The organism is Dehalococcoidales bacterium (assembly GCA_041652735.1).
Classification (GTDB): Bacteria; Chloroflexota; Dehalococcoidia; order Dehalococcoidales; family RBG-16-60-22; genus RBG-13-51-18.
The window spans coordinates 73526-99115 of record JBAZGT010000004.1; the positions used below are offsets into that span (position 1 = coordinate 73526).

The window sequence follows — 25590 nt, forward strand, 5'->3', positions numbered from 1 at the left end:
CTTTCAGGCAATAAACAGGATGCGACCGCAGCTGCCGCACAGTATCGGCTGGCCGCTGCGGGCTCTCTGGAGGGCGCTGGCGGAAAGGGAGATGCGGCAGGTTTGGCAGATGCCCTGTTCCACCCTGGCTACCGCCTGTTTCTTCTGCTGGCGGACTTTTTCATAAAGGGCTACGGCGGCGTCATCTATCTGTTCCACCAGCTGGCGGCGCTTTTCCCGCAGGCCAGACAGGACTTTCTTGAGCAGCTCGATGTCCGCGGCCAGTTGGGTCTGCTGTTTGCCCCACTCATCCTCCAGTCCGGCGTAGTCCTTGATAAGGGCGGTAACCTGCTGTTCGGTTTCTTCCACCTGTTCGATGATATCCAGCACCTTGTTTTCCAGGGGGTCGTTCAAATTTTTAAGGTTGGTTATCTCGTGCTGGAGGTTGGAAAGCTCTTTGGGGTTTTTTATCGTGCCGCCGTAAAGCTGCTTTTCCGCGGCCTCGATTTTGCTCAGGATATCGTCCACCTGCCCCTCGGTATCGCGCCGGGCGTGCTTAAGGTCGGCCAAACGCTTTTGCGCCGCGTCCAGCGTGCTTTGCGCCGCGTCCAGCGTGTCCCTTCTCCCCAGCTGGCCGGTCTTCAGCACCAGCGTCTGTGACGTGGACTCGATATCATTATCGAACTCCTGGAGTTCATAAAGTTGTTTGGTAATGGGCATAGCCTTCTCCGTGCCTATTCTATAACGGGAGGATGATAATAGCAACCGGAGGAAAAACAATATTGCCATATGGTATATGTGGTGCTCTCGTATTGCATTAGGCATGTAGTCAAGGTAAAATTACAGCAATGAAAATAGTTAAAGTTACCCTCGCCGCTAAAAGCTATGAGATACGGGTGGGGAGCGGGATAATGGCGGACGCCGGTCTGTGGCTTAAGGAACAGGGACTGGCCGGTAAAGCGGTAATCATCACGGACAGCAACGTGGGGCCGCTTTACGCCGCAGCGCTGGGAAAAAGCCTGGCTGGAGCCGGATTCAAAGTAACGGTTATCCTGATACCCGCCGGGGAAGAGCAAAAGACATTAGCTGTTGCCGGTCTGCTTTATAAAAAACTCGCGGCTAACTACGCGGAGAGAAGCACGTCCGTGCTGGCGCTGGGGGGTGGGGTAGTCGGCGATCTCGCCGGTTTTGTGGCCGCCACCTATATGCGCGGGGTGCCCCTGGTTCAGCTGCCTACCACTCTCCTGGCGATGGTGGACAGCAGCGTGGGGGGCAAGACCGCCGTTGACCACGGCCAGATGAAAAACATCGTCGGCGCATTCTACCAGCCGCGACTGGTTATCGCGGATATCGATACGTTAAAAACTCTCCCCCAAAAAGAGCTGAGCAACGGTCTGGCGGAGGTTATCAAGGCAGCGGCGATATTCGACGAAGATTTTTTCCGGTTCCTGGAAGAGCATATGGGGCAGGCCATGGCCTTTGCCCCAGACGTTTTGGAGGAAATCGTTATCCGGAGTATTTCACATAAAGCGGAAATCGTGGGCCGCGACGAAAAAGAGTCCGGCGAGCGCATTCTCCTGAACTACGGGCATACCGTCGGTCACGCCGTCGAGGCGGTCTCCGGCTTTACCCTGAAGCACGGGCAGGCGGTGGCGCTGGGCATGCTGGCGGAAAACCGCATCGCGGTAAAAATGGGTATGCTTTCGGAAGGAGACGCCGCCCGGATTGAAACGTTAATCAGGCAGGCCGGTTTGCCGTTTATTTTGCCGAATTTTACGGAAGCGGAAAAAGAAAAGGTGCTGGAATTCATCAAACATGATAAAAAAGTCTTGAACGACCGTGTCCGGTTCGTGCTGCTTGAAGGCATCGGCCGTTCGGTAGTATCGGATGCCGTTGGACCGGGACTGGTTAAGGAGGTACTCTTTGGCCGGGGAAAGACCTAAAATTTGCGCCGTCATTACTAGCGATGATATTACCGCCGTGAGCCGGGCGGAGACCGCCGTCGACCTCTGGGAGGTGCGTATCGACCTTATCGGCAAGGGGTGGCGGGAGATAGCGGGGACACTGAAAAAGCCCTGGATAGCCTGTAACCGCCGGGTGGAGGAGGGGGGCAAATGGCAGGACGGCGAGCCGCGGCGCATCGAGGAGCTTTTAAGCGCCCTGGAACTGGGGGCGGATACTATTGATATCGAGCTGGCCACGCCGGGGGTGGAAACAATCGTTCAGCAAATCAAGGAGCGCGCCGAATGCCTCGTTTCCTGCCACAACCTGGAGGAAACACCGCCGCTGGACCGCCTGAAGCAGATCGTCATCAACCAGCTGGCGGCCGGGGCGGATATCTGTAAGGTCGTGACCGCGGCGCGCTGCTTTAGGGATAACCTGGAGATGCTGCAGCTCATCACGGACTTCCAAAACGTGCAAATCAGCGCCTTCGCCACGGGTGCGGCCGGGCAGCTTTCCAGGGTGCTTTGCCCGCTGGCCGGCGGCTGCTTTACCTACGCGTCTCTGGGCGAGGGAAAAGAGTCGGCGGAGGGGCAGGTAACGGTGGGAGAGCTGCGGAAAATTTACGCCATACTCGAGGGCAGCGCGGACGACTGGAGTGACGTTCAGGTAGACCTATGATTGACGCGGCGAAGATGGTAAATATCTCCGGTAAGACCCGCATCTGCGCCCTCATCGGCGACCCCGTGGAGCACAGCATGTCCCCGGTTATGCACAACGCCTGCTATCAAAAGCTGGGGCTGGACTACGCTTATATCCCCTTCCGCGTCAGGCCGGAGGCGCTGTCTCAAGCGGTGGCGGGCCTGCGGGCTTTAAACGTCAGGGGTTTCAACGTCACCATCCCGCATAAAGTGGCCGTGATACCGCTGCTGGACGGCCTCGACCCTCTGGCGGAGAAAATAGGGGCGGTCAATACCGTGGTGAATACGGACGGCAGGCTGTGGGGCTTTAACACGGACGCCGAGGGATTTTTGCAGTCGTTGCTGGCCGCCGGCATCAAGCCGGAGGGAAAAAAGATAACGGTGGTGGGGGCGGGCGGGGCCTCCCGCGCCGTCAGCTATATCTTGGCGCAACACGGCGCCCGTATCACCATTGTTAACCGGAAACAGGAGCTGGACTGGGCGGAAAACATCGCCGCGTTGTTAAGGGCGGATTTCCCGCGGGAAGTGCGAGTTTACGAGCTGGCACAGCTGGCCGAAGCGTTACATAGCGCCGACCTGCTGGTTAACGCCACCAGCGTGGGCATGAGCCCGAACCCTGATGCCGCCCCGGTCCCGGCCGAACTGTTAGCTGGAATCCCGGCGGTATTTGATATCGTGTATAATCCGCTGGAAACGCGGCTGCTCCGGGAAGCCGGAGCAGCAGGCGCTAAAACGGTGGGCGGCATAGACATGCTGGCCTGGCAGGGCGCCTTGGCCTTTGAGAAGTGGACGGGGCAAAAAGCGCCTCTGGACTTAATGCGGGACGAAGCTATTAAAATGCTAGGCGAAACAAAAAACTAGCCTGTCACCATTATACACTGGTTTGCACAAGCATCCTCTCCCTTTACGAAAGGGAGAGTTAGTGAGGGTTTTTAGCAATAGTGAAAACAAGCGTAGCCTTAATCGGCTTTATGGGGACCGGTAAAACGGCGGTGGGCCGGCGGCTGGCGGACAAGCTCGGCAGGGAGTTCGTGGAGCTGGACGCCCTTATCGAGCAGCGGGCCGGCAAGCCCATCCCGGAGATATTCCGCCAGGACGGCGAGATACGCTTCCGCGAGCTGGAAATAGAGGTGACGCGGGACATCACCGGCAGGAAAAACGCGGTCATCGCCTGCGGCGGCGGCCTCGTCCTCAATAAAATAAACGTTGACCGTTTGCGGCGGGAGTGTGTTATAGTGTGCCTGGAGGCGTCGCCGTCGGTTATATTAAAGCGGACTTCCGCGGATAAAGACGGCCGGCCGCTTTTAGCCGTGGCTGACCGGGCGCGGCAGATAAAAGAGCTTTTGGCGTTCCGCCGGCCTTACTACTGCCGGGCGGCGGAAATTACCGTAGATACCTCAAGAATGAACATTGACGCGGTAGCGGATAAAATTATCGGGATGATAAATGAACATGAAAGCAACGGTTGACATAAGCGAGGTCAAGGGTAAAGTGTCCGTCCCTTCCTCCAAGAGCCTGACCATACGCGCTCTGATGTGCGCCGCTTTGAGCCGGGGGGAAAGCGAGATATCCAATCCCCTGGTCAGCGATGATACCAATGCCGCCGCCGCCGTGCTGGAGAAAATAGGGGTGGGGATAGTTAAAGATAACAACGTATGGCGGGTGTCCGGCGGTAAACTCCGCATGCCGGTAGGGGATATCGACTGCGGCGAGTCCGCGACGACGATGCGCTTTCTTACCGCTATTATCGCGCTGGTGCCGGGGGAGCACCGCCTGGTGGGCGGCCCCATGCTTACCAAAAGGCCGATACGCCCGCTGGTGGAAGCCCTGGCCAGGCTGGGCGTTAAGGGCGCCACCGCCGGCAAGACCACCCCTCCGGTGACCATTACCGGGGGTACTTTCACCGGGGGCGCCACGCTGATTGAAGGCAATGTCAGCTCCCAGTACATTTCGGCGCTGCTCCTTCTGGCGCCGTTTTCCAAGACGGCCACCAGCATCAAGCTGACCACCCCCCTCACCTCCCGTCCCTACGTGCTCATGACGATCTGGTGCCTCAAGCAGTTTGGTATCAACGTCACCGTAGGGGCGAACCGGTTCCTGGTCAAACGCCAGCGCTACCAGCCGGCTAAAGTGAATGTGGAAGGTGACTGGTCCACGGCGTCCTATTTTCTGGCGCTCGGGGCTATTTCTGAAGAGGGTATTCAGATAGAAAACCTCAAGACCGCCAGCTTCCAGGGCGACCGCGTGATGCTGGATTTCCTGCGCGGCATGGGGGCGGCGGTGCGTGTTTCCGGGGATACCGTTACCGTCAGCCGCAATCGACTCCGCGCTATCAATGCCGACCTTTCCGACTGTATTGATTTGCTGCCGACTCTGGCCGTGCTGGCCGCCCTGGCGGAAGGGCAGAGCGTGTTCGTCGGCGTGGGCCGCGCCCGCATTAAGGAGTCGAACCGCGTGGCGGCGGTCAAGGACGGCCTGCTTAAAATGGGCGTTAACGTTGTCGAGCAGGGCGACCGGCTGGCCATCACCGGACTGAAAATAGCCAAAAAGCCCGTTATGGAAGATGAAGAAGACGCCGGCGAGACCTCCCCGGCCCAACCCGGAGCCGCGGCTACGCCGCCAAAAGAGCCGGTAGTAATTGATAGCTACGGCGACCACCGTATCGCCATGGCTTTCGCGGTACTGGGGGCGTCGCTGGGGGGTATTACCATAGACGGCGCCGAGTGCGTCACCAAGACCTTTCCCGGTTTCTGGGAAGCATTCGCCGGCATAGGGGGTAAAATAAGGAAACATGAGTAACAGCATCGGCAAATTATTTACCATCACCAGCTTCGGGGAGAGCCACGGTAAAGCGGTGGGGATAATCGTTGACGGCTGTCCGGCCGGCCTGCCGCTGGCTGAGGCGGATATCCAGCCGGATCTGGACCGGCGGCGTTCCGGCGGCGGCGCGGCTGCCACGGCGCGGCGGGAAAATGATAAAGCTGAAATCCTCTCCGGCGTCAGCGGCGGTTTCACTACCGGCGCGCCGCTCTGTATGCTGGTACGCAATGAAGATGTTGATTCCTCCGCCTACGATAAATTGGGGGCTGAACTCCGCCCCGGCCACGCGGACTACACCGCTTACCTGAAATACGGCGGCTTTAATGATAAACGCGGCGGGGGCCGGTTTTCCGGTCGCATTACCGCCTCTTTCGTTATGGCGGGTGCCGTCGCTAAAAAGCTGCTGGGCACTATCGGCGTGGAAATCGCCGCCCATACGGTGGAGATTGGCGGGATTCCGGCCAAAGCGGTCGATTATAAAGAGATAAAGAAGCTTTCGTCGGCCGACCCCCTTTGCTGCGCCGACCCCGCGGCGTCAAAGCAGATGCAGGCGCATATTATTAAAACGAAAGAGGCCGGGGACAGCCTGGGCGGCATTATCGAGGGCGTCGCTTTAGGCCTGCCGGCGGGCCTGGGCGGGCCGGTCTTTGATAGCCTGGACGGTGACCTGGCTAAAGCCCTGTTTGCCATCCCGGCCGTCAAAGGGGTGGCGTTCGGGGCGGGGTTTGCTTCCGCCCGCCTGAAGGGGTCGGAAAATAATGACGCTTTTATGATGAAAGACGGTAAAATTATTACCGGGACCAATAACGCCGGGGGGATTTTGGGGGGCATCAGCACCGGCATGCCGCTGGTGGTCAGGGTCGCCGTCAAGCCCACGCCCTCCATCGCTCTGGAGCAGGCGACGGTGGATATCGCGGCCATGCAGGAGACCACCATTAAAGTGGGCGGGCGGCATGACGCCTGCATCGTTCCCCGCGCGGTAGTGGTGGTGGAAGCCATGATGGCGGTCACGCTGTGCGACTTCTCCCTGCGGGCGGGAATAATGTCGAGAGTGTTGAAATGAACATTGATGAATTAAGGAAGAAAATCGACGCCATAGACGCGCAGATAGTGGCGCTTATCTCCGAGCGGCAAAACGTCTCCAGAGAAATCGGTAAGGGCAAGAACAAGACCAGCCGCCTTATCGAGGACCGGGAGCGGGAGCTGCGCGTGCTCAAACACGTGCGGGAGCTGGCGCGGGATAACAAGATAAGCCCGGCGGATATAGAGGTAATTTACCAGCAAATCATCACCGCCAGCAAGAAGATACAGGGGGTGGCGGTGGCTTTCCAGGGCGAGCCGGGAGCTTACTCGGAGGAAGCGGCGGTTCGCTTTTTCGGCAAGTCCACCAAGGGTATTCCTTACGAAGGCCTCGATGGGGTCTTCGATGCGGTGGAGCGGGGGGATGCCCCTTTCGCTATGGTGCCGGTGGAAAACTCGCTGGAGGGCAGCATCACCCGGGCTTATGACCTGCTCCTGGACTCGCCGCTGATGGTCTGCGGGGAGACGGAGCTGCGCATCAGCCACTGCCTGATTGCCCTGGAAGGCGCGGGACTGGACACTATCAAGTACGTTTATTCCCACCCCCAGGCGCTGGGGCAGAGTCGCAGCTTTTTAAAAAAGCTAAACGCGGAAATCGTGCCCGCCTCGGATACGGCCGGCAGCGTCCGCATGATTAAGGAGGCGGGCAGGCTGGACTGCGCCGCCGTCGCCTCCGCCAGGGCCGCCGAGCTTTACGGCCTGAAGATACTGGCCAAAGAGATTGAAGATAACCCCCATAACTTTACCCGGTTCTTCGTCCTGTCTAAAGAGGACTCCCCGCCCACCGGCAACGATAAAACATCTATCGTGTTCTCCCTCAAGCACAAGCCGGGCGCGCTGTACGATTGCCTTCGGGAGTTTGCCGCTCGCAAGGTCAACCTCTCCAAGCTGGAATCCCGCCCCACCCGCCACCAGCCTTGGGAATACAATTTCTATATGGATTTCTCCGGCCACCGCGAGCAAAAAGAGGTGACGGAAGCGCTCCAGGCGCTGGAAGAGCACGCGGTTTTCGTCAAGATATTGGGGTCTTACCCTAGGGCAAGGTAACAGAAAATAAAAGTCGATAACACATGAGTTGTCATTCCCGACCTGATCGGGAATCCAGTAGTGGGGAAAAGGGGTTTGGGAAAATCCCCCTTAATCCCCCTTTTTCAAAGTGGGACAATGTATTGTTTATTAATATTGTCATAAGAAGACCTCGCTGGATACCCCTCAGCTTTGCTGTGGGGTATCCAGCGAGGTTCGCCGCAAGGCGAACAGAGTAGTTTGTAGGGAGAAGAAAGAAGATGGTATAAAGGTGGGGTGGGGATAAGACGGACAAAACACGCGGTCTACGAACTGAAATATCACCTGGTATGGGTGCCGAAATACCGAGCGAAAGTGTTGGGGGTGGCACAAAGGCGATATCTGAAAAAGCTGTTCGAGGAAATCGCCGAGGAATATGAATTTCAAATAGACACGATGGAAGTGATGGAAGACCATGTACACGTGTTTATCGAAGTACCACCGTCGTATAGCCCTGCGAGAGTGGTACAGATCATGAAAAGTATATCGGCGAAAGAGTTATACAACAAATATCCGGAGTTAAGGAAGAAGATGTGGAGTGGGGCAATATGGGGGGAGGGATACTTCGCGAGAAGCGTGGGTGATGTAGTGACATCGGATGTGATAAGAAGATATATCAAATATCAACAAGACGAGGACAAACCTAGTCAATCAAAGATGTTTTAACGATGCCCCAGAAGCCCCCCAGCTTGCTGGGGGGTAAGTCACTCCAGCGAAAGCTGGAATCCATCTGTGGGTAACCTCTATTATCTCCCTGTAACCTTTTCTCTGTAATTCCCCACTATATAGTGTGAGCGCCGTGACGGGTGTGACTTTGGCGGAAAAAACGGATACGGAACTGGTGGCGCTGGCGCGCTGCGGTGATAAGGACGCTTTCGGGCTGCTGGCGGAGCGTTACCAGACTGTCGCCCGGCGTTTCGCCCTGCGGCTTATCCGGAACGAGGATGCCGCGCAGGACCTGGCGCAGGAGGCGATGCTCCAGGCCTATCTTTCGCTTGATAGCCTCCGCGACCCCTCCCGTTTCAAGAGCTGGCTCTGCGGCATCGTGTTGAATGTAAGCCGGAGCCGCCTGCGGGAACAGAAAGTCGCCTTTTTCTCGCTGGAAGCAATTATAGAAGGTCTTTCGTTCTTCCCCGCCCCTTTTGCCGCTCCGGAATTAACGCCGGAAAAGCTCGCCGAGGAAAAGGAGCAGTACGATGCCGTCCTGAACGCGGTCAGTTCTCTGCCTCCCCCGGACCGGGATATTCTTTCTCTGTTCTACTACGCGCAGTTGAGCCTGCAAGAAATTATGAAAATACTGAATATACCGGCAGGTACCACTAAAGTACGCCTGCACCGCGCCCGAAAAAGACTTAAGACAGTGCTGCAAGAGCATTACCCGGAAATAATGCCATTAGAAAAGAGGAGGAAAATCATGGTCAAAGTTACTATCGCCGATGTGGTTAAAGTGGAACGAAAGGAAGGGCAGCCACAGCTCGCTGAACAGTATGTTGTCCTGCTTTATGACGAAGCGGGCAGGCGCGTGCTGCCTATCTGGGTAGGCCCCTTCGAGGGAGAGTCTATTGCGATAGGGTTGAGTGATTTTGCCACGCCCCGGCCGTTAACGCACAATTTTTACTCCAGCCTTCTTCAAGCCATCAACGCGAAAGTAACAGAGGTATGTGTCGTGGCGTTGAAAAAAGATACTTTCTACGCGGTGGTTAAAATGCGTTGCGGTAAAAAAACGGTCGAGGTTGACGCGCGCCCGAGCGATGGCATCGCTCTTGCGGTCCTTAACGATGTTCCTATCTTTGTCGCTGAAGAAGTATTAAAGACCGGCGGGGGCATTATTCCGGAGGCCGTGAAAGGTTCACCGAACCGCAAAGGACTGGAAAAAATCATTAAAGGCTTAGGAGAACTGCAGCGTCAACATCAAGCCAATCTGAATCAATACTTGAAACAATACCATGAAAGGTCTCCAGAAGATATTGCCAGAGAAAAAGAGGCAACTATCGCCGCTATGTTTCAATAAACGGTGAACATCAGCGGCTGTTTCAGGTCCGGGGCCGGGGGAATGAATTCCGGCGGGCGCACTATCTCGAACGTCAGCGCTTTATGCTTGCAGCCGATGACGCAGACGCCGCAGCCCAGGCACTTTTCCGCGTTGATGGACGCCTTGGGCTTTTTGGAGCCGGGCGCCGACTTCATTTCTATCGCGCCGAAGGGGCAGCGCTTGAGGCAGGTCCGGCAGCCCTTGCATAGCTCCAGGTTTACCGATGGCCGGAACCGGCTGGGCGCGCTAACCTCATTGACATGTCCGGACTCCAGCGCCGGCTCGAAGGTGGAGCAGCAGTCCGGGCAGCAGTTGCAGATAACCCCGGAAAGGGAGGCGTTATTGCCGGGTTGGTTATGCACCAGCCCCGCCTCCTCCGCTTCGTCACAGATGGCAATCGCTTCCTCGACGCCGATGGCTTTCATACGCCCGCCCCGCCCCGTTTCATAGTCCACCATGCTGCCGAAGTGCAGGCAGTTGACCAGCGGCTTGCCGCACCGCTCGTAGATGCGGCGGCAGTCGCACGGCACCACCCCTATTTTTCCCGCCCGCGCCAGCATCTCCGCGATGTTCTCGTACCAAAGCACCTGTTCGGGCTTGATTTCCGGGTTGGCGGCTATCGCTTTACGCGCCGGTATCACCCGGAGCAGCGGCCGGCCGGTCATTTCATACAGCTTGAGCCAGCCGTGTATCTCGGCGAAGGGGGAGGACAGATAGCGCTCGTCGCGGCGGCGGTGCTCTATCATGCCGGGATGCGTGTATTCCTCACCGCTGAACATGACGCGGGCTTTAAGCTGGTGGGCGTCCATCCAGGCCAGGTACTGCGTCTTGCCCCGGAAAAGCAGCCCGCGCCGCGCCAGGTTGTCCATCTTGGCGGCGGCTGTTTCTTCCTTCAGGCCGAGGATTTGCGCTGTTTCCGAAGGCGTCTTGGGCTTGTCCAGCGCCAGCAGGTATTTCCCTTCCTCCGGCGTCAGCAGCATCGTCAGTAATTCCATGAAATGCGCGTCGCCGGTCAGCCGGTACTTTTCCGCCAGCTTATCATAAACAGCATTATTGGTTGACATAATCACTCCGCGCTAGATTTTGCGACTATTTTACTTCGTAAGAAGCGAAGATAAAATCGAGGTCGGACTGTAAAGCGGCCAGCTTTTCCGCCGGGAAAAGCTTTTCATCCACATCGAGCATCAGCTTGGTTTCCCCGCGCGCCATCCCCACGATGTGCGCCCGCAGGCACTCCTTTTCCTTCATGGTAAAGATGAGTGTGGCGCGGGTGATGAAGGAGGCGGACTCATCCGGCAGGGTGTAGGTCTCCAGCTTGTTTTCGCCCAGCGCCGCCCCCTGCTTCAGCGTAAAGTCCCTTATCTCCGCGTAAAGCAGTTCCGGGCTGACTTCCGTGTAGGTTTTCTTGATTTGCATATTCTGTCTCCCTATCCGGCTACATCATAGAGCTTTACCCTGATTTGTTCAAGTTGAGGTAAAAGAAGAAAGGTTAATAGTCAACAGTTATCAGTTGAAAGTTGCCGTTGTCATTCCAGCGAAGGCTGGAATCCACCATTGGCTAATAAGTGAGACGGATTATTCTAAGCAAAATAACCACAATAGCCCGTCATTCCCGCTCACCCTGAGCTTGTCGAAGGGGAAAGCGGGAATCCATTGGTGGGGAAAAGGGGTAGTGGATTTCAAAAACCCTTTAATATCCCTTTGCAAAAGGGGGAATAAGGGGGATTTATTTGCTACATCTCCCGCAGGCTGACTAGGAACTCCGCGTTGGTCTTGGTCTTGCGCATGCGTTCCAGCACCCGTTCCGTCGCCTCCACGAAGTTATTGGAGTCGGACGCGATGATGCCCACCATGCGCCGCAGCAGCCATACCTGTTTCAGGGTCTCCTCGCCCAGCAGCAGCTCCTCGCGGCGGGTGCCGGAGCGCTGGATGTCCATGGCGGGGAAGATGCGCCGCTCGGAAAGCCGGCGGTCTAGATGCAGCTCCATGTTGCCGGTGCCCTTGAACTCTTCGTAGATAAGGTCGTCCATGCGGGAGCCGGTATCGATAAGGCAGGTGGCGATAATCGTTAAGCTGCCCCCCTCCGCCGTATTCCGCGCCGCCCCGAAGAAGCGTTTGGCGGGGTGCAGAGCGGCGGGGTCGATGCCGCCGGAAAGCGTGCGGCCGCTGGAGGGCATGGCCAGGTTGTAGGCGCGGGTCAGGCGGGTGATGCCGTCCAGCAAAATCACCACGTCCTTGCCGCTTTCCACCAGGCGCTTGGACCTTTCCAGCGCCAGCTCGGCCACGCGGGTCTGGTTCTCCACCATCTCGTCGAAGGTGGCGGCGATAACCTCGCCCCTCACCGAGCGTTTCATGTCCGTGACTTCCTCCGGCCGCTCGCCGATGAGGCAGACTATCAGGTGAATATCTTCATAGGTGGTGGAAATGGAGTTGGCTATGGACTTGAGCAGCAGCGTTTTACCGGCCTTGGGTGGCGATACGATAAGGCCGCGCTGGCCCCGCCCTATGGGCGCGGTGATGTTGATGAGGCGGGTGGAAAGCTCGCTGGGGGAGTGTTCCAGGTTGATGAGTCTGTCCGGGAAGGTGGGGGTAAGGGAGCCGAAGGGCTGGCGGTTCTTGGCCAGCTCCGGGTCCAGGCTGTTGATGGCCACCACCTGGAGCAGGCTGAAATACTTTTCGTTGCTCTTGGGCGGGCGACCCTGCCCCGTGACCATGTCCCCGTTGCGCAGGGAGAAACGCCGGATTTGCGATGGCGAAATATAGACGTCCGTCTGGCTGGGCAGCAGCGTTTCCTGCCGCAGGAAGCCGTAGCCGTCCGCCATGATTTCCAGGATGCCGCTGCAGAAGATGTTGCCCTGTTCTTCCGTGTGCGTCTCCAGCAGCCGCATGACGATGTCGTGTTTTTTCAGGGTGGCGGGCGTGGCTATGCCCTTCTCCTTGGCCATCTCCATCAGCTCTTCCTTGGTCTTGCTCTCCAGGTCCGCTATACTCAGGTTGGTATTCGGCGTTCCGTTGGTGCTCGGGGTTCCATTCATGTTCATGTTGCCACCTCACTCGGTCCCATCTCCCCGGGGGGAAGGGTTCATACGTCCTTTCTCGTCAGCCTATTTTTTGGCTACGCTTTTCCAGTCGGCTAAAAAGCGCTTTATGCCGGAATCGGTCATGGGGTGCTGTATCATCTGCATCAGCACGGCGTAAGGGATAGTTGCCACCTCCGCCCCGGCCATGGCGGCGTAGGTAACATGCATGGTATGGCGGATGCTCGCGGCGATAACCTCCGTATCCAGCTCCGGGTAGTTGTCCAGTATGGATATGGTGTCTTCCACCACCTGCATGCCGTCCTGTCCTGCGTCATCCAGCCTGCCTATGAAAATACTCACGTAAGTGGCCCCCGACAGCGCCCCCAGCAGCGCCTGGTTGGCGGAAAAACACAGGGTCATGTTGATTTTAATACCCTCTTTGCTCAGGGCGGAGGTAGCCTCCAGCCCGGCGGGGGTGATGGGAATCTTTATGTTGACATTGGGCGCCCAGGTAGCTTTGACCCGGGCTTCTTTGATAATGTCCGCGGCCGTCTCGGAGAGCACCTCCACGGAAACGGGGCCGCTGATAATGGAGCAAATCTGCTTGGTCACGGACTCGTAGTCGGCCGTGGTCTCTTTAGCCAGCAGGGAGGGGTTGGTGGTCACCCCGCTGATAATGCCCAGTTTGGCGGCTTGCTTGATTTGTTCGATATTGGCGGTATCCAGGAAAATCTGCATGGGGTATACCTCCTTAAGCGGTAGCCATGGGCAGATGGGGCTGTGCCCCTTCCCTTAAAACGTCCTTGGCTACGTTAATAAACTCGCGGAAAAGGGGCTGGGGACGGCCGGGGCGGGAGAGGAACTCCGGGTGGAACTGGGAGCCCAGCATCCAGGGGTGGTCTTTCAGCTCGCTTATTTCCACCAGGTTGCCGTCCGGTGAAATGCCGCTGAACACCATCCCCGCTTCCTGTAATGCCTCGCGGTACTTGTTATTGAGCTCCAGGCGGTGGCGGTGCCGCTCCAGGACGACGGCCTGGCCGTAAGCTTTGTGGGCCAGGCTCCCTTCGAGCAACTGGCAGGGGTAGTTGCCCAGCCGCATGGTGGCGCCCTTGGTCAGGGTCGTCTTTTGGTCCAGCATATAATCTATAACCGGGTAAGCGGTATTGGGATTGAACTCGGTGGAGTTGGGTTCGTCGGAATGGAAAACATGCCGGGCGAACTCGATAACCATCACCTGCATGCCCAGGCACAGGCCGAAGTAAGGCACTTTGTTTAAGCGGGCGTATTTGGCCGCTTTGACCATGCCCTCGATGCCCCTTATCCCGAACCCCCCCGGCACGATAATGCCCTGGGCGGTGCGCAGCAGCGTATCGGCCTCGGTCTTGTCCAGGTCTTCCGAGTGCACCCAGAAAAGGTCTAAAGCCCGGTCGTTATGCAGGGCGGCGTGGTACAGCGCCTCCCGCACGGAATAGTAGGCGTCGTTAAGCTCCACGTATTTGCCCACCAGCGCGATGCGTACCGGCTCGCGGGGGGTTTTAATATGGTCCACCAAAGCCTGCCAGGGGCGGAGTTCGGCGGGGGATGTTGTCAGCCCCAGCTTGTCCACTATCTGCTGCCCCAGCCCGCAATTTTCCAGGATGAGCGGTATTTCGTAAATGGTCTTGACGGTGGGCAGGGGAATCACGGCTTCCTTGCTTACGTCACAGAACAGGGATATCTTGTCGCGGAGGTTTTCCGCTATTTCGTAGTCGCTCCGGCATACTATGACATCCGGCTGGATGCCTATACGCCGCAGCTCGTTAACGCTGTGCTGGGTGGGCTTGGTCTTGAGCTCTCCGGTGGAGTTGAGGTAGGGCAGGAAGGTAACGTGTATATAGAGGACGTTATTGCGTCCCACGTCGTTGCGCATCTGGCGGATGGCTTCCAGGAAGGGCTGGCCTTCGATATCGCCCACCGTCCCCCCCACCTCAATGAGGATGACCTCCGCCCCGGATTTATCGGCCAGCTTGTTAAACCGACTTTTTATCTCGTTGGTGAGATGGGGAACAATCTGGATGGTGCCGCCCAGGAAATCGCCCCGCCGCTCCCGGTTGATAATCGTGCTGTAAATTTGACCGGAGGTGGTGTTGGAGTCCGCCGTGCATTCGATGTCGATAAAACGCTCGTAGTTGCCCAGGTCGAGGTCGGTCTCCGCGCCGTCTTTGGTCACGAAGACCTCGCCGTGCTGGTAGGGGGACATGGTACCGGGGTCGACATTGAGATAGGGGTCGAGCTTCTGCACGGCTACGGTGATGCCGCGGCTTTTCAAGATAGTGCCGATGGAGGCGACGGTGATACCTTTCCCTACGGAACTGACCACGCCGCCGGTTACAAAGATATACTTAGGCATAACTAATAATTATAAAAACTCCGGAATAAATCCGTTTTTGTACCGGGAAATATAAGCTGGGAAAATCCGAGTCCGGTAACACAGTGCCTCTGGAAATAGTATTTTACCGCATTTAGTAAAAGGGATACACTGTTTCAACAAGTGGGGGTTTCTCTTTATTATAAGAACGGGTATAGGGTTTGTCAAGGGGAATCCAGCCAAAATGCGCCGCTTTAGCCCGGCCGCCACGCCCCGAGCCTGGACTAGGCCGGTTGATAGCTGTGGTTCCGCTTGAGAAAGGACATCACCTGCCGGTTGGGCTTTTCCCCCGCCTCCGCCAGTATATGCCCCGCCTTTTTAAAGGTCACCAGTTTGCACCCTTTTATCCGTGACGCTATCAGCCTGGCGTTTTCCACCGGCATCGCCGCGTCCTCCTCCCCGCCCATGACCAGCGTCGGCGCTTTGATATCCGGCAGCCGGTCGTAAACGTTGAAGCAGTCCGCCGCCTGGGCCTGGCGTAAAGCGGCATAGGCCGGCTCGGACGCTTTTATCATGTTCTCCATTATCATCCTGGCGGTGTCCGGGTTGCGCTCGATGTACGATTGCGTGACGCACAGGCACAGGGTTTCCAGCCCCAGCTCTTCCGGGGTCATTTTCTGCCGCTCTTCGGGCCCGAACCTCCGGGAGGGCTTGGGCAGTTTGCAGTACCGGCCGCCGCAGGTGGTGCAGATAAGCACCAGTTTTTTTACCCTCTCCGGGTAGTCCAGGGCGAACTGCTGGGCTATCATGCCCCCCATGGACTGTCCGTAAATGTACGCCGACCTTACTCTGATGGCGTCCAGCAACCCGGCCAGGTCGTCCGCCATCATCTTGATGGAATAGGGTATGTCCGGCTTGTCCGTCTTGCCCGCCCCCCGGTTATCATAAAGGACCACCCGGAAATCATTGATGAAATAGGGCGCCACTACCGTGTAGCCCTCCGTGGTGGCGCTGGCGCCGCAAATCATTACCAGCGGTTCACCGTGGCCGTGGATTTCATAGTAGACGTTGATATCTCCCACTCTCACTTTGGGCATAAAAATTTCCTCTCCTGTGCGGCGGCTTAGTGCCGGGGAAGTATTTTGTATTTTTTCAGGGCAAGCGTTGGTTAGGTCGGGGGCGGTTTATCCGCCGGCGGCGGCGCGCCGCTTGGCGGCGACTCCGGTGTTTTGGTGATGCTTATCTTGAAATCTTTTTTAATGGCGCTGACGATGGCGGCCAGGGCGAAGGAAATCAAAGTGAGCCAGTACCCCGGCAGATAGTTTAGCTGAATCATGCCCGCCGTTCCGGTGCCCATCAGGCTGTCAGTGTTATTGAAGTCATTGCCCAGCTTTATTTTCAGGGCGATTAACAGGCCGATGCCGGCCAGCCCGGACAGGATGCGCAGGAGAAACGCCAGTTCCCCGGTAAATAAAGAAACGAGCAGTCCCACTCCGGCGGCAATCAGCGCCCACATCGCCAGGGGTTCGCTTTGCGGGGGGGTGTCCGTGTACTCCCCCGGCACGTTATAGACGCCGCGGACCATGTCCAGTCCTGACGCGGAGGCTACGTTAGTGCCCATGCAGCTGACATTTACCCAGGGCATCAGGAAGAAAATGATAGCCAGGAGAAAGATACCCAGGGCGATTTTCCTCGTCACCCGCTTCTCCTTTAGCAAAGTTAGCTAGTACTATAACAGAAATATAGCTGTATTTCAATAAGTAAAACCGGTATTTTGGTGGATATTTTAAGTACTGGCTCCAATTGACACTATTTCCTCTCCATTGTAGACTTAATTAGTACTTTCCCCCGCTCTAAGGAGTTTGTTTTATGAGTTTCTTAAGCCAGACCGACCCCGAAATCTTCCACACTATCGATTGCGAAGCCAAACGGCAGAAAGAAATCGTCAATATGATAGCGTCGGAGAACTACACCAGCCCGGCGGTGCTTGAAGCGCTGGGTTCCTTCCTCACTTACAAGTACGCTGAAGGCTATCCCGGCCATCGCTATTACCGCGGCTGTGAGAACATGGATACCATCGAGACCGTGGCTATACAGCGCGCGCAGGAGCTTTTCAAGGCGGAGCACGCCAACGTCCAGCCGCACTCCGGCTCGCAGGCCAACATGGCGGCTTACTTCGCTTTACTGAACTACGGGGATACTGTTATGGCCATGGACCTCGCTCACGGCGGACACCTGACCCACGGCTCGCCGGTAACGTTTTCCGGCAAGTCCTATAACTTCGTTCCATACCACGTGAACAAAGAAACGGAGCGCATAGATTTCCCGGAGGTGGAGCGGCTGGCGAAAGAATGCCAACCCAAATTAATCGTAGCCGGGTACACCGCCTACCCCCGGACGATTGATTTTGAACGATTCCGCCGCATCGCGGACTCCGTCGGCGCTAAGCTGATGGTGGATATAGCCCATATTGCCGGGCTGGTGGCGGCCGGCGTTCATCCCACGCCTGTCCCCTATGCGGACGTGGTCACGATGACCACCCACAAGACCCTGCGCGGCCCCAGCGGTGGCCTGATACTGTGTAAAGCGGCGCTGGCTAAAGCGGTGGACTCCGGGGTATTTCCACAGGCGCAGGGTAAACCGCTGATGCACGTGGTGGCCGCCAAGGCCGTGGCGCTTAAGGAGGCCATGGAGCCGTCCTTCACGGCCTACCAGAAAAAGGTGCTGGAAAACGCCCGCGCCCTGGCTGACGAATTGCAGAAGCTCGGCCTGCGGCTGGTATCCGGCGGCACGGACAATCACCTGGTGCTGGTGGACCTTTCCGCCACCGGCGTCACTGGCAAGGACGCGGCCAAAGCCCTGGATAATGCGGGCATCGTCACCAACAAGAATGAGATACCTTTTGATACCCGCCCGCCCGCTATCACCAGCGGCATCCGGCTGGGTACGCCCGGCGTGACCACGCGCGGCATGGGCAAAGAGGAAATGATAGCTATCGCGCGCCTGGTGGTCAAACTGATAAAAAACATCAGCGATGAAGCGGTCAGCCAGCAGGTAAAACAGGAAATTAAAGAAATAAGTCGCCGTTTCCCGGTGCCCGGTATTGATTAACCGGGGCGAAGAGGAAAATATGAAAAACGGACAAAACAGCGTTCTGGGCGCCATCGGCAATACGCCGCTGGTAGAACTGGTAAACCTGAACGGTAAGTCCGGGGTGAAGATTTTTGCCAAGCTGGAAGGCAATAACCCCGGCGGTTCCATCAAGGACCGCCCCGCCTATTACATGATAAAAAAGGCGGAAGAGTCCGGCGAGCTTACCCGGGACAAAACTATAATCGAGCCCACCTCCGGCAACACCGGCATCGCCATCGCCATGATCGGCGCCGCCAAGGGCTATAAGGTAAAGCTTTTCATGCCGGAATGTGTCAGCGTGGAGCGGCAGCTTATCTTGCAGGCTTTCGGCGCCGAGGTAGTTCTCACGCCGGCCAAGGAAGCCGTGGACGGCTCCATCCGCAGGGCGCACCAGGCCCTGGACGCGGAGCCGGGCAAGTACTACATGCCCAACCAGTTCGATAACCCCAATAACGTACTAGCGCATTATGAGACCACCGGCCCGGAGATTTTCCGCCAGACCGGGGGCAGGTTGGACGCCTTCGTCTGCGCCATGGGCACCACCGGCACGCTGATGGGCACCGGCAAGTACCTTAAGGAAAAAATCCCCGGCATAAAAATCGTGGGCATCGAGCCCACGGTCGGGCATACCATCCAGGGACTGAAAAACCTGACGGAAAGCCAGGTGCCGGGCATCTACAATCCCAAAGGCTTTGATGAAAAGGTGACGGTGGAGGACGGTGACGCTTTCGAGATGGCGCGCCTGCTGGCGGTGCGGGAGGGGCTTTTCACCGGCATGTCCAGCGGGGCGGCGGTGGCGGGCGCTATGAAAGTCGCGGCCGCCATGAAAAAGGGCAATATCGCGGTGATACTCCCGGACCGCGGCGACCGCTATCTGAGCACCACCCTGTTCCGCTCCATCTGCGCCAAGTGTCCGCCGTAGAAATCTGTTCCCTGCTATTGTCATGGGAGTGCAGAGCGGGAGGGGTTCTACCTGAAGGGGGCGCAGGGGTGAGGTTGTCTTTTCAAGCGCTCATGGTGAGCCTGCCGAACCATAGCGGCGCCGGGCTTTTCGGACAATGTCCGGGTGAGCGTAAATATAATATTCCTGAATACATACTGGCTTGCCTCATAATTGGTTGTTAGATGCAGCACACTGAAGCATATATTGATATTGAGACCACCGGCCTATCCTACGGTTCCAGCGAGATTACCGTGGTCGGCATCTACATCTGCCGCGGGAATGATGATGAGTTCGTCCAGTTCATCGGCAAGGACATCTCCGCCGCCGCCATCATGGAAACGCTGGAAGGCGTGGATATCCTCTACAGCTATAACGGCAGCCGCTTTGACCTGCCTTTCATCAGGTCGCATTACGGCATAAATCTGGAGACTTCCTTCCGCCACCGCGACCTGATGTATGACTGCTGGGATAAAAAGCTGCACGGCGGCCTCAAGGGCGTGGAAAAACAGCTGGGCATTGGCCGCAACTTGCCGGACATGAACGGTCTGGAAGCGGTAAAGCTCTGGTGGAAGTACGTGGACTCCTTCGACCTTGATGCGCTCAACAAGCTCTGCGAGTACAATAAGGAAGACGTTATCAACCTCAAGACTTTGCGGGATATGCTGCTCTAGGTTTGTTGTCGCTCCCTGATTCCCGGTACCTATTCCCTAATCCCTCCCCTTTAGTGCTATAATAAAAACTGCGGAAACCTGATATTTGGAAGGAGATTAAGGACTAATGGATGAGCTAAAGGTATTCAGCGGCAATGCCCACCCGGCGTTGACTAGGGCGATAACCGAGTATTTGGGCATACCGCTGGGCAATTGCGAGGTCATGGAGTTCAGCAACGAAAATACCTTCGTGCGCGTCCTGGAAAACGTCAGGGAAAGGGATATCTTTATCGTTCAGCCCATCTCCTCCCCGGTGAACAGCCACCTCATGGAGCTGCTCATCATGATCGACGCCATGAAAAGGGCGTCCGCCAAACGCATCACCGCGGTGATACCCTATTACGCTTACGGCCGCAGTGATAAAAAAGACCAGCCCCGCGTCCCCATTACCGCCCGCCTGGTGGCTGACCTGCTTACCGTGGCCGGCGCCAACCGCGTGCTCACCGTGGACCTGCACAAGGCGCAGATTCAGGGATTCTTCAATATCCCCGTGGATGAGCTTACCGCCTTTTATTTATTGAGCGACTATTTTATTCAAAAGAAGTTCAAGAACCTGGTTATCGTGGCTATGGACTTCGGCATTACCAAGCAGGCGCGGGACATCGGCGAAAGGATGGGCGTGCCGCTGGCCATTATGGAAAAGCGGCGCATCGGCAATGAGGACCGCACCGAGACGCTCAACGTCATCGGTGACGTTAAAGGCAAGACCGCCCTCATTGTGGACGAGGAGATTGACACGGCCGGCTCCCTGGTGGGCGTGGTGGACGCTTTGCTGGAGCGGGGGGCTAAAGAGGTGTACGCTTGCTCTACCCATCCCATACTCTCCGGCCCGGCGGTCAAACGCATCGCGGAATGCCAGGTTAAAGAGCTGGTGGTTACGGATACCGTGCCCGTCCCCCAGGAAAAAAGAATAGACAAAATCAAGGTCCTGCCCATCGCGCCGCTGCTGGGCGAGGCCATACGCCGCATCAATACGGGTCAGTCCGTGGGGGCGATGTTTGAAAAGTAGCCAGAAACTGGTGGAAGTCTATCACGCCGGCAATGAGATGGAGGCGCAGGTCATCAAGGGCCTCCTGGAAAGCTTTGATATACCCTGTGTCTTCAGGTCCAACGCCGCTCCCTCCGTGCACCTCTTTACCATGGACGGCATGGGGGAGGTAAAAGTGATGGTGCTGGAATCCCAGGCGGCAAAAGCCCGGGAGTTGATTTCCAATGGCGAACCGGAGGTGGTGGAGGACGAAGAAACACCTGATAATTAAAACCATCCTCCTCTTTTCCTAAAGGTGGATTGAAGGGGTTTTTTAGACAAATCTATCGTCCCTCTCCCTGCAAGCGGGGAGAGGGATAAGAGGGAAAGGGGTTCGTACACTATCATCCTCTCCCCTTCGTAAGGGGAGAGTTAGAGAGGGAATTAAGATAAGGGTAGCACCATGCCTAAATTTTTTGGCCTGTTCGATTCTAACGAAAAAGAGATTAAGCGACTCAAATCCTACATCGACCGCACTAATGAGCTTGAACCCGAATATCAAAAGCTCACGGATGAAGAGCTGAAGGCTAAAACAGCGGAGTTCAAAGCCAGGGTAAAAGAGGCCGGGGCCGGCGTACAATCTAAAGTGGAAGAGGCCCGGCAGGAGCTTCAGGAAGCCCAGGAATGTCTCGCCAAAGCCACCTGGGAAGATGCCAGGGATGAGGCGGATAACCAGTGCAAGCGCGCCCGGGAAAAAGTCGACCAGGTAGAAAAAGAGCGTCAGAAACTGGAGCGCGAAGCTCTCAATGATATCCTCCCGGAGGCTTTCGCCGCGGTAAGGGAAGCCGCCCGGCGCGCTATCGGCCAGCGGCACTATGACGTGCAGCTTTACGGCGGCGTCACCCTGCACCTCGGTAAAATCGCCGAGATGCGCACCGGCGAGGGTAAAACGCTGGTCGCCACCCTTCCCCTTTACCTCAACTCCCTGACCGGCCGCGGCGCCCACCTGGCTACCGTGAACGACTACCTGGCGCGGCGCGACCCCTACTGGATGGGACCCATCTTCCACGCCCTGGGCGTCAGCGTGGCCAGCATCTACCCCATGCAAAAGCCGGATGAGCAGATGCCGTCCCGTATCTTCGACCCCGCTCATGATTCGGGGGATGAAAAAGACCCCTGGCGCCATTTCCGCCCCGTCTCCCGCAAGGAAGCCTATGAAGCGGATATCACCTACGGCACTTCGGCGGAGTTTGGCTTTGATTTCCTGCGTGATAACATGGTGTCGGACTTGTCCCAGTGCGTCCAGCGCTCTAGTCTCTATTACTGCATCGTGGACGAGGTGGACAACCTGCTCATTGATGAAGCCCGCACCCCCCTCATCATCAGCGCCCCGGATACGGAGTCCGGGTTGCTCTACCAGAAGTTCGCCGCCCTGGTCACCCGCCTCAAGCGGGACGAGGACTATGAAATCAAGGAAAAAGAGCAGAGCGCCGACCTTAATGAGAACGGCTGGGACCGCGTGGAAATGATGCTCAAGCGGGACGGGCTGCTCAAAAGCGGCGATTCGCTTTATAACAACGGCACCCTGATGCACCACCTGCGCAACGCCCTTAGCGCCAAGGAGTTTTACAAGCGGGACCAGCGCTATGTCGTGGAAAACGGCGAGGTCATCATCGTTGACGAGTTTACCGGCCGCAAGATGTACGGTCGCCGCTATTCGGAGGGGCTGCACCAGGCCATCGAGGCTAAGGAGCACATCAAGGTACAGCAGGAGACCAGGACCTACGCCACCGTCACCATTCAGAACTACTTCCGCATGTATGAAAAGCTCGGCGGCATGACCGGTACCGCCGCCACGGAAGCGGAAGAGTTCTTTAAGATTTATAAGCTGGAAGTTACTGAGATTCCCACCAACAAACCCATGATAAGAGAAGACCTCCCGGACCAGATTTACAAGACGGAGGAAGGCAAGTACCGGGCGGTGGCTGAAGAAATTAAAGAGCTGCATGAAAAAGGCGTGCCGGTGCTGGTGGGTACGGTATCTATCGAGAACTCCGTCCGCCTGAGTGATATACTCAAGCGGCAGGGCATTACCTGCCAGGTGCTGAATGCCAAGGAGCATACCCGGGAGGCGGCTATCGTGTCCCGCGCCGGGGAAATGGGAGCGGTAACCGTCGCCACCAACATGGCCGGCCGCGGCGTGGATATTATCCTGGGCGGCGCTCAGGACGGCGTCAGCCAGGACGAGTGGCAAAAGAAGCATGACAAGGTCATCGAGCTGGGCGGTCTCCACATTATCGGTACGGAGCGTCACGAGGCCCGGCGTATTGATAACCAGCTCAGGGGCCGCGCCGGGCGCCAGGGCGACCCCGGCAGCACGCGGTTCTATATATCGCTGGAGGATGATATCATGCGCCGGTTCGGCGGCGACCGCATGAAAACGGTCATGGGCTGGGTGGGCCTGGATGATGAAACGCCCATCGAGAATAAGATGATTACCAACATGATAACCGATGTTCAAAAGCGCGTCGAGGGTTATCACTTTGACGTGCGTAAAAACCTCGTGGAATACGACGACGTCGTGAACACGCAGCGCGGGCTGATTTACCAGGAAAGACGCAAGATTCTAAGCGATGCGGACCTAAAAAGCAATATCCTGGATATGGTCAGGAAAGAGCTGTCTGGTATTGTCGCCTCCCATAATGCCAATCGTACTGAAGATGAAAATGCTGGCGCCCCCGCTTTGCTGACGGAAATCAACCGCATTATCCCCCTCCCCGCGGACCTCACCCCCCAGGCCGTCGCCGGTATGAGCGGCAAGGAGCTTGAGCAGAAGTTCTGTGAAATCGCCGAAGCCGCTTATGATAGCCGTGAAGCCCAGATGGGCGCGGACAAGATGCGTCTGGTGGAGCGGCTGGTCATGCTCCAGATAATCGACCGTTTGTGGGTGGAACTTCTAACGGAAATGGATCGTATGCGCCTCCAGGCGAGTCTGGATACGATGCGTCAAATGCGTTCCGCGGATTCTTATAAAATGATAGGCAGCGAAAAATTTAATGAGCTGAAAGCCGCTTTCCAGCAAGATGTCGCCGGCATGATATTCCACGTCAGCATCACGGAAAAGCACCAGGCCAAAGCCCCGCAGTCGCCCATGGAGAAAGCGGGTATCGGGAGCAAGGGTGACAGCAATCCCGCCGCCAATTCCGGCAGCCGCAAAGTAGGCCGCAACGAGCCCTGCCCCTGCGGCAGCGGCAAGAAATACAAGCACTGCCACGGCAAATAATAATGCCTGTCATCCTGAGCCGGAGCCGAAGGGGTGAGGGTGAAACAAACCGTCTTCCCTTCCCCGTTTCCCCCTCTCTGTCAACGGAGAGGGGGATTAAGAGGGAAAGGTCGGCGGCGGGGTTGGGGGAAAAACTAAAAACTGAGAACTAAAAACTAGCAACTGGGAACTCTATTATGACCAACGCTGAAATCGCTGCCGTCTTTTCGGACATCGCCGTCAGGCTGAGGCTAAAAAAGGGAGAAAACATCTTTAAAATCCGGGCGTATGAAAAAGTGGCCGCGTCCATCCTTGAGCTTCAGGAGCCGGTCGCTAAACTGGCGGCGGAGGGGCGGCTTAAAGAAATACCGGGGGCGGGAGATGCTATCGTGAAAAAACTTACCGAGCTGGTCGCCACCGGCCGGCTCGCTTTCTATGAAAAGCTCAAGGCGGAAGGGCCGGTCGCCGCACCGGGTTAGGTCGCGTTATGGCACAGGATGAGAGCAGGCTGGTTGCTGCGGAAACCGTCACGGCGGGTGACGCCGAGGCTATCGCTTATCTCAAGGAGGCCATCGCCCGCGGCCGGCACTGGTATCCCGCTCTGCTCGGCGCTATCGGGCTGTGGGCCAGCGCCCGGGAAGACTTCGATGGCCGCGCTTACGTTTACCTTATCGATGGGGAGGCTTTCGACTGGCTTCTGCTGGCGGAGCGCCTCTGCGGGACGGTAGCGGAGTTCATCCCGGAAAACGAAAAGGAAAGCCTCCTCTTCCGCGGCGTGCCTCCTATCGACCTCGACGGCGCGGTGGTGCGCGAGCTTATCGGCGATAAGAAATTCGGGCAGTACCTCAACTATTTCTACGGCGTCACCGTGGAGGAAACGCTTTTGCTGGCGGTGCAGGCGGAGATTGACAAGGAAAGACACGGGCTGGGCCTGGTCAACCAGAGCCGGGCGGCGGATGAGGTCTACCGGCGCGTTTATGATATGGACAAAGAAACGCTGTTAAAGCAGTTCCGGCAGGAAAAGAAACACTCGCAGCGCAGTTCCACCACCATCGCGGAAATGAAGGAGTTCACCTACTGGCTGTTCAAGTATCGCCTCAAACGCTGTGAGAAAGCCAGGATCGCCAGCGATACCAAGAAAGCGCTGGACTACCTGAAGCGCCAGTGGCGGCATAAAGGAGCCTCCGCCATCCTCGGCGGCGACTTAACACCCGCCGTCGCGGACTAAGCACCTAGCTCTTGAGGGAAAGAGGTGCCTGGAGTCTTGAACAATGGCTTGTACCATCATCCTCTCCCTTTGAAAAAATCCCGGTTCTCTTTGGTCATACGGGACACCGCATGAGGAACGAATCGGAAGGAGAGTTAGGGAGGGATTTCTTCACGCCTTGCCCCTTTTGTCCCGCTCATGTTGAGCCCGTCGAACCATGAGTTTACCGGAGGGAACCTTAACGGCGGTAATTATCCGTTCTCAAAGTTGTCATTCCGGCGCAGCCGTGCCCCGTATGACAATCGGGGGCTGGAATCTACGTTATGCCTTATGTCTTCTCTCCCCCGTCATTCCCGGCCTTAATAACACCATCTCCAAATTTCA

The 25590-nt window shown here is 57.0% G+C and carries 24 protein-coding genes; 16 read left to right on the forward strand and 8 right to left on the reverse strand.

Features of this window, described 5'->3' with window-relative positions:
* Positions 1-3: 3 nt before the first annotated feature.
* Positions 4-699, reverse strand: a complete 696-nt coding sequence (locus WC370_02680; protein MFA5308375.1) for a hypothetical protein — start codon at positions 697-699, stop codon at positions 4-6.
* Between the two features lie 128 nt (positions 700-827).
* Between WC370_02680 and aroB the strand changes: the two genes are divergently transcribed.
* The 8 genes from aroB (at position 828) to WC370_02720 (ending at position 9597) form a co-directional block, all read left to right on the forward strand.
* Entirely contained in the window at positions 828-1922 is a 1095-nt protein-coding gene (gene aroB, locus WC370_02685) for a 3-dehydroquinate synthase (GenBank protein MFA5308376.1), read from the forward strand.
* On the forward strand, positions 1903-2601 hold the full coding sequence (locus WC370_02690) for a type I 3-dehydroquinate dehydratase (protein ID MFA5308377.1): 699 nt from the start codon (positions 1903-1905) through the stop codon (positions 2599-2601). Before aroB ends, WC370_02690 begins: the two co-directional genes overlap by 20 nt.
* A complete protein-coding gene (locus WC370_02695; GenBank protein MFA5308378.1) occupies positions 2598-3482 on the forward strand; it encodes a shikimate dehydrogenase in 885 nt (294 codons plus the stop codon). The genes WC370_02690 and WC370_02695 overlap by 4 nt, the downstream gene beginning before the upstream one ends.
* 80 nt (positions 3483-3562) lie before the next feature.
* On the forward strand, positions 3563-4090 hold the full coding sequence (locus tag WC370_02700) for a shikimate kinase (GenBank protein ID MFA5308379.1): 528 nt from the start codon (positions 3563-3565) through the stop codon (positions 4088-4090).
* Complete coding sequence (gene aroA, locus WC370_02705; protein MFA5308380.1) at positions 4074-5420, forward strand: 3-phosphoshikimate 1-carboxyvinyltransferase; 1347 nt, start codon at positions 4074-4076, stop codon at positions 5418-5420. Before WC370_02700 ends, aroA begins: the two co-directional genes overlap by 17 nt.
* On the forward strand, positions 5413-6504 hold the full coding sequence (aroC, locus tag WC370_02710) for a chorismate synthase (GenBank protein ID MFA5308381.1): 1092 nt from the start codon (positions 5413-5415) through the stop codon (positions 6502-6504). The genes aroA and aroC overlap by 8 nt, the downstream gene beginning before the upstream one ends.
* Entirely contained in the window at positions 6501-7568 is a 1068-nt protein-coding gene (gene pheA / locus WC370_02715; GenBank protein MFA5308382.1) for a prephenate dehydratase, read from the forward strand. Before aroC ends, pheA begins: the two co-directional genes overlap by 4 nt.
* 832 nt (positions 7569-8400) lie before the next feature.
* Complete coding sequence (locus WC370_02720) at positions 8401-9597, forward strand: bifunctional nuclease domain-containing protein (GenBank protein ID MFA5308383.1); 1197 nt, start codon at positions 8401-8403, stop codon at positions 9595-9597.
* On the opposite strand, the gene WC370_02725 is transcribed toward WC370_02720, so the two are convergent.
* From WC370_02725 to WC370_02755, 7 genes are all read right to left on the reverse strand, one after another.
* On the reverse strand, positions 9591-10682 hold the full coding sequence (locus tag WC370_02725) for a 4Fe-4S binding protein (protein MFA5308384.1): 1092 nt from the start codon (positions 10680-10682) through the stop codon (positions 9591-9593). The genes WC370_02720 and WC370_02725 overlap by 7 nt on opposite strands.
* Before the next feature lie 25 nt (positions 10683-10707).
* The gene (locus tag WC370_02730) at positions 10708-11034 is read right to left on the reverse strand and encodes a hypothetical protein (protein MFA5308385.1); all 327 of its coding nucleotides are present in this window, start codon (positions 11032-11034) and stop codon (positions 10708-10710) included.
* A 317-nt stretch (positions 11035-11351) separates the two neighbouring features.
* Complete coding sequence (gene rho / locus WC370_02735; protein MFA5308386.1) at positions 11352-12611, reverse strand: transcription termination factor Rho; 1260 nt, start codon at positions 12609-12611, stop codon at positions 11352-11354.
* Positions 12612-12722: 111 nt separating this feature from the next.
* Positions 12723-13376: a fructose-6-phosphate aldolase gene (gene fsa / locus WC370_02740; protein ID MFA5308387.1), complete on the reverse strand. Its 654-nt coding sequence runs from the start codon at positions 13374-13376 to the stop codon at positions 12723-12725.
* 13 nt (positions 13377-13389) lie between these two features.
* Positions 13390-15027 carry a CTP synthase gene (locus WC370_02745; protein ID MFA5308388.1) on the reverse strand — a complete coding sequence of 546 codons (1638 nt, stop codon included), beginning with the start codon at positions 15025-15027 and terminating at the stop codon, positions 13390-13392.
* A gap of 242 nt (positions 15028-15269) precedes the next feature.
* Entirely contained in the window at positions 15270-16082 is an 813-nt protein-coding gene (locus WC370_02750) for an alpha/beta fold hydrolase (GenBank protein MFA5308389.1), read from the reverse strand.
* 71 nt (positions 16083-16153) lie between these two features.
* Complete coding sequence (locus tag WC370_02755; protein MFA5308390.1) at positions 16154-16684, reverse strand: hypothetical protein; 531 nt, start codon at positions 16682-16684, stop codon at positions 16154-16156.
* 170 nt (positions 16685-16854) lie between these two features.
* Between WC370_02755 and glyA the strand changes: the two genes are divergently transcribed.
* The 8 genes from glyA (at position 16855) to WC370_02795 (ending at position 25227) form a co-directional block, all read left to right on the forward strand.
* Positions 16855-18096: a serine hydroxymethyltransferase gene (gene glyA / locus WC370_02760; protein MFA5308391.1), complete on the forward strand. Its 1242-nt coding sequence runs from the start codon at positions 16855-16857 to the stop codon at positions 18094-18096.
* Between the two features lie 19 nt (positions 18097-18115).
* Positions 18116-19039, forward strand: coding sequence for a cysteine synthase family protein (locus WC370_02765; GenBank protein ID MFA5308392.1), 924 nt, complete (start codon positions 18116-18118; stop codon positions 19037-19039).
* A 203-nt stretch (positions 19040-19242) separates the two neighbouring features.
* The gene (locus WC370_02770; GenBank protein MFA5308393.1) at positions 19243-19731 is read left to right on the forward strand and encodes a ribonuclease H-like domain-containing protein; all 489 of its coding nucleotides are present in this window, start codon (positions 19243-19245) and stop codon (positions 19729-19731) included.
* 106 nt (positions 19732-19837) lie between these two features.
* Positions 19838-20779 carry a ribose-phosphate pyrophosphokinase gene (locus WC370_02775; GenBank protein ID MFA5308394.1) on the forward strand — a complete coding sequence of 314 codons (942 nt, stop codon included), beginning with the start codon at positions 19838-19840 and terminating at the stop codon, positions 20777-20779.
* The gene (locus WC370_02780) at positions 20769-21029 is read left to right on the forward strand and encodes a DUF2007 domain-containing protein (GenBank protein ID MFA5308395.1); all 261 of its coding nucleotides are present in this window, start codon (positions 20769-20771) and stop codon (positions 21027-21029) included. Before WC370_02775 ends, WC370_02780 begins: the two co-directional genes overlap by 11 nt.
* A 171-nt stretch (positions 21030-21200) precedes the next feature.
* Complete coding sequence (gene secA, locus WC370_02785) at positions 21201-24020, forward strand: preprotein translocase subunit SecA (protein ID MFA5308396.1); 2820 nt, start codon at positions 21201-21203, stop codon at positions 24018-24020.
* 176 nt (positions 24021-24196) lie between these two features.
* On the forward strand, positions 24197-24478 hold the full coding sequence (locus WC370_02790; GenBank protein ID MFA5308397.1) for a hypothetical protein: 282 nt from the start codon (positions 24197-24199) through the stop codon (positions 24476-24478).
* 8 nt (positions 24479-24486) lie between these two features.
* Positions 24487-25227 (forward strand): hypothetical protein, encoded by a 741-nt coding sequence (locus WC370_02795; GenBank protein ID MFA5308398.1) that lies wholly within the window; start codon positions 24487-24489, stop codon positions 25225-25227.
* Positions 25228-25590 lie beyond the last annotated feature (363 nt).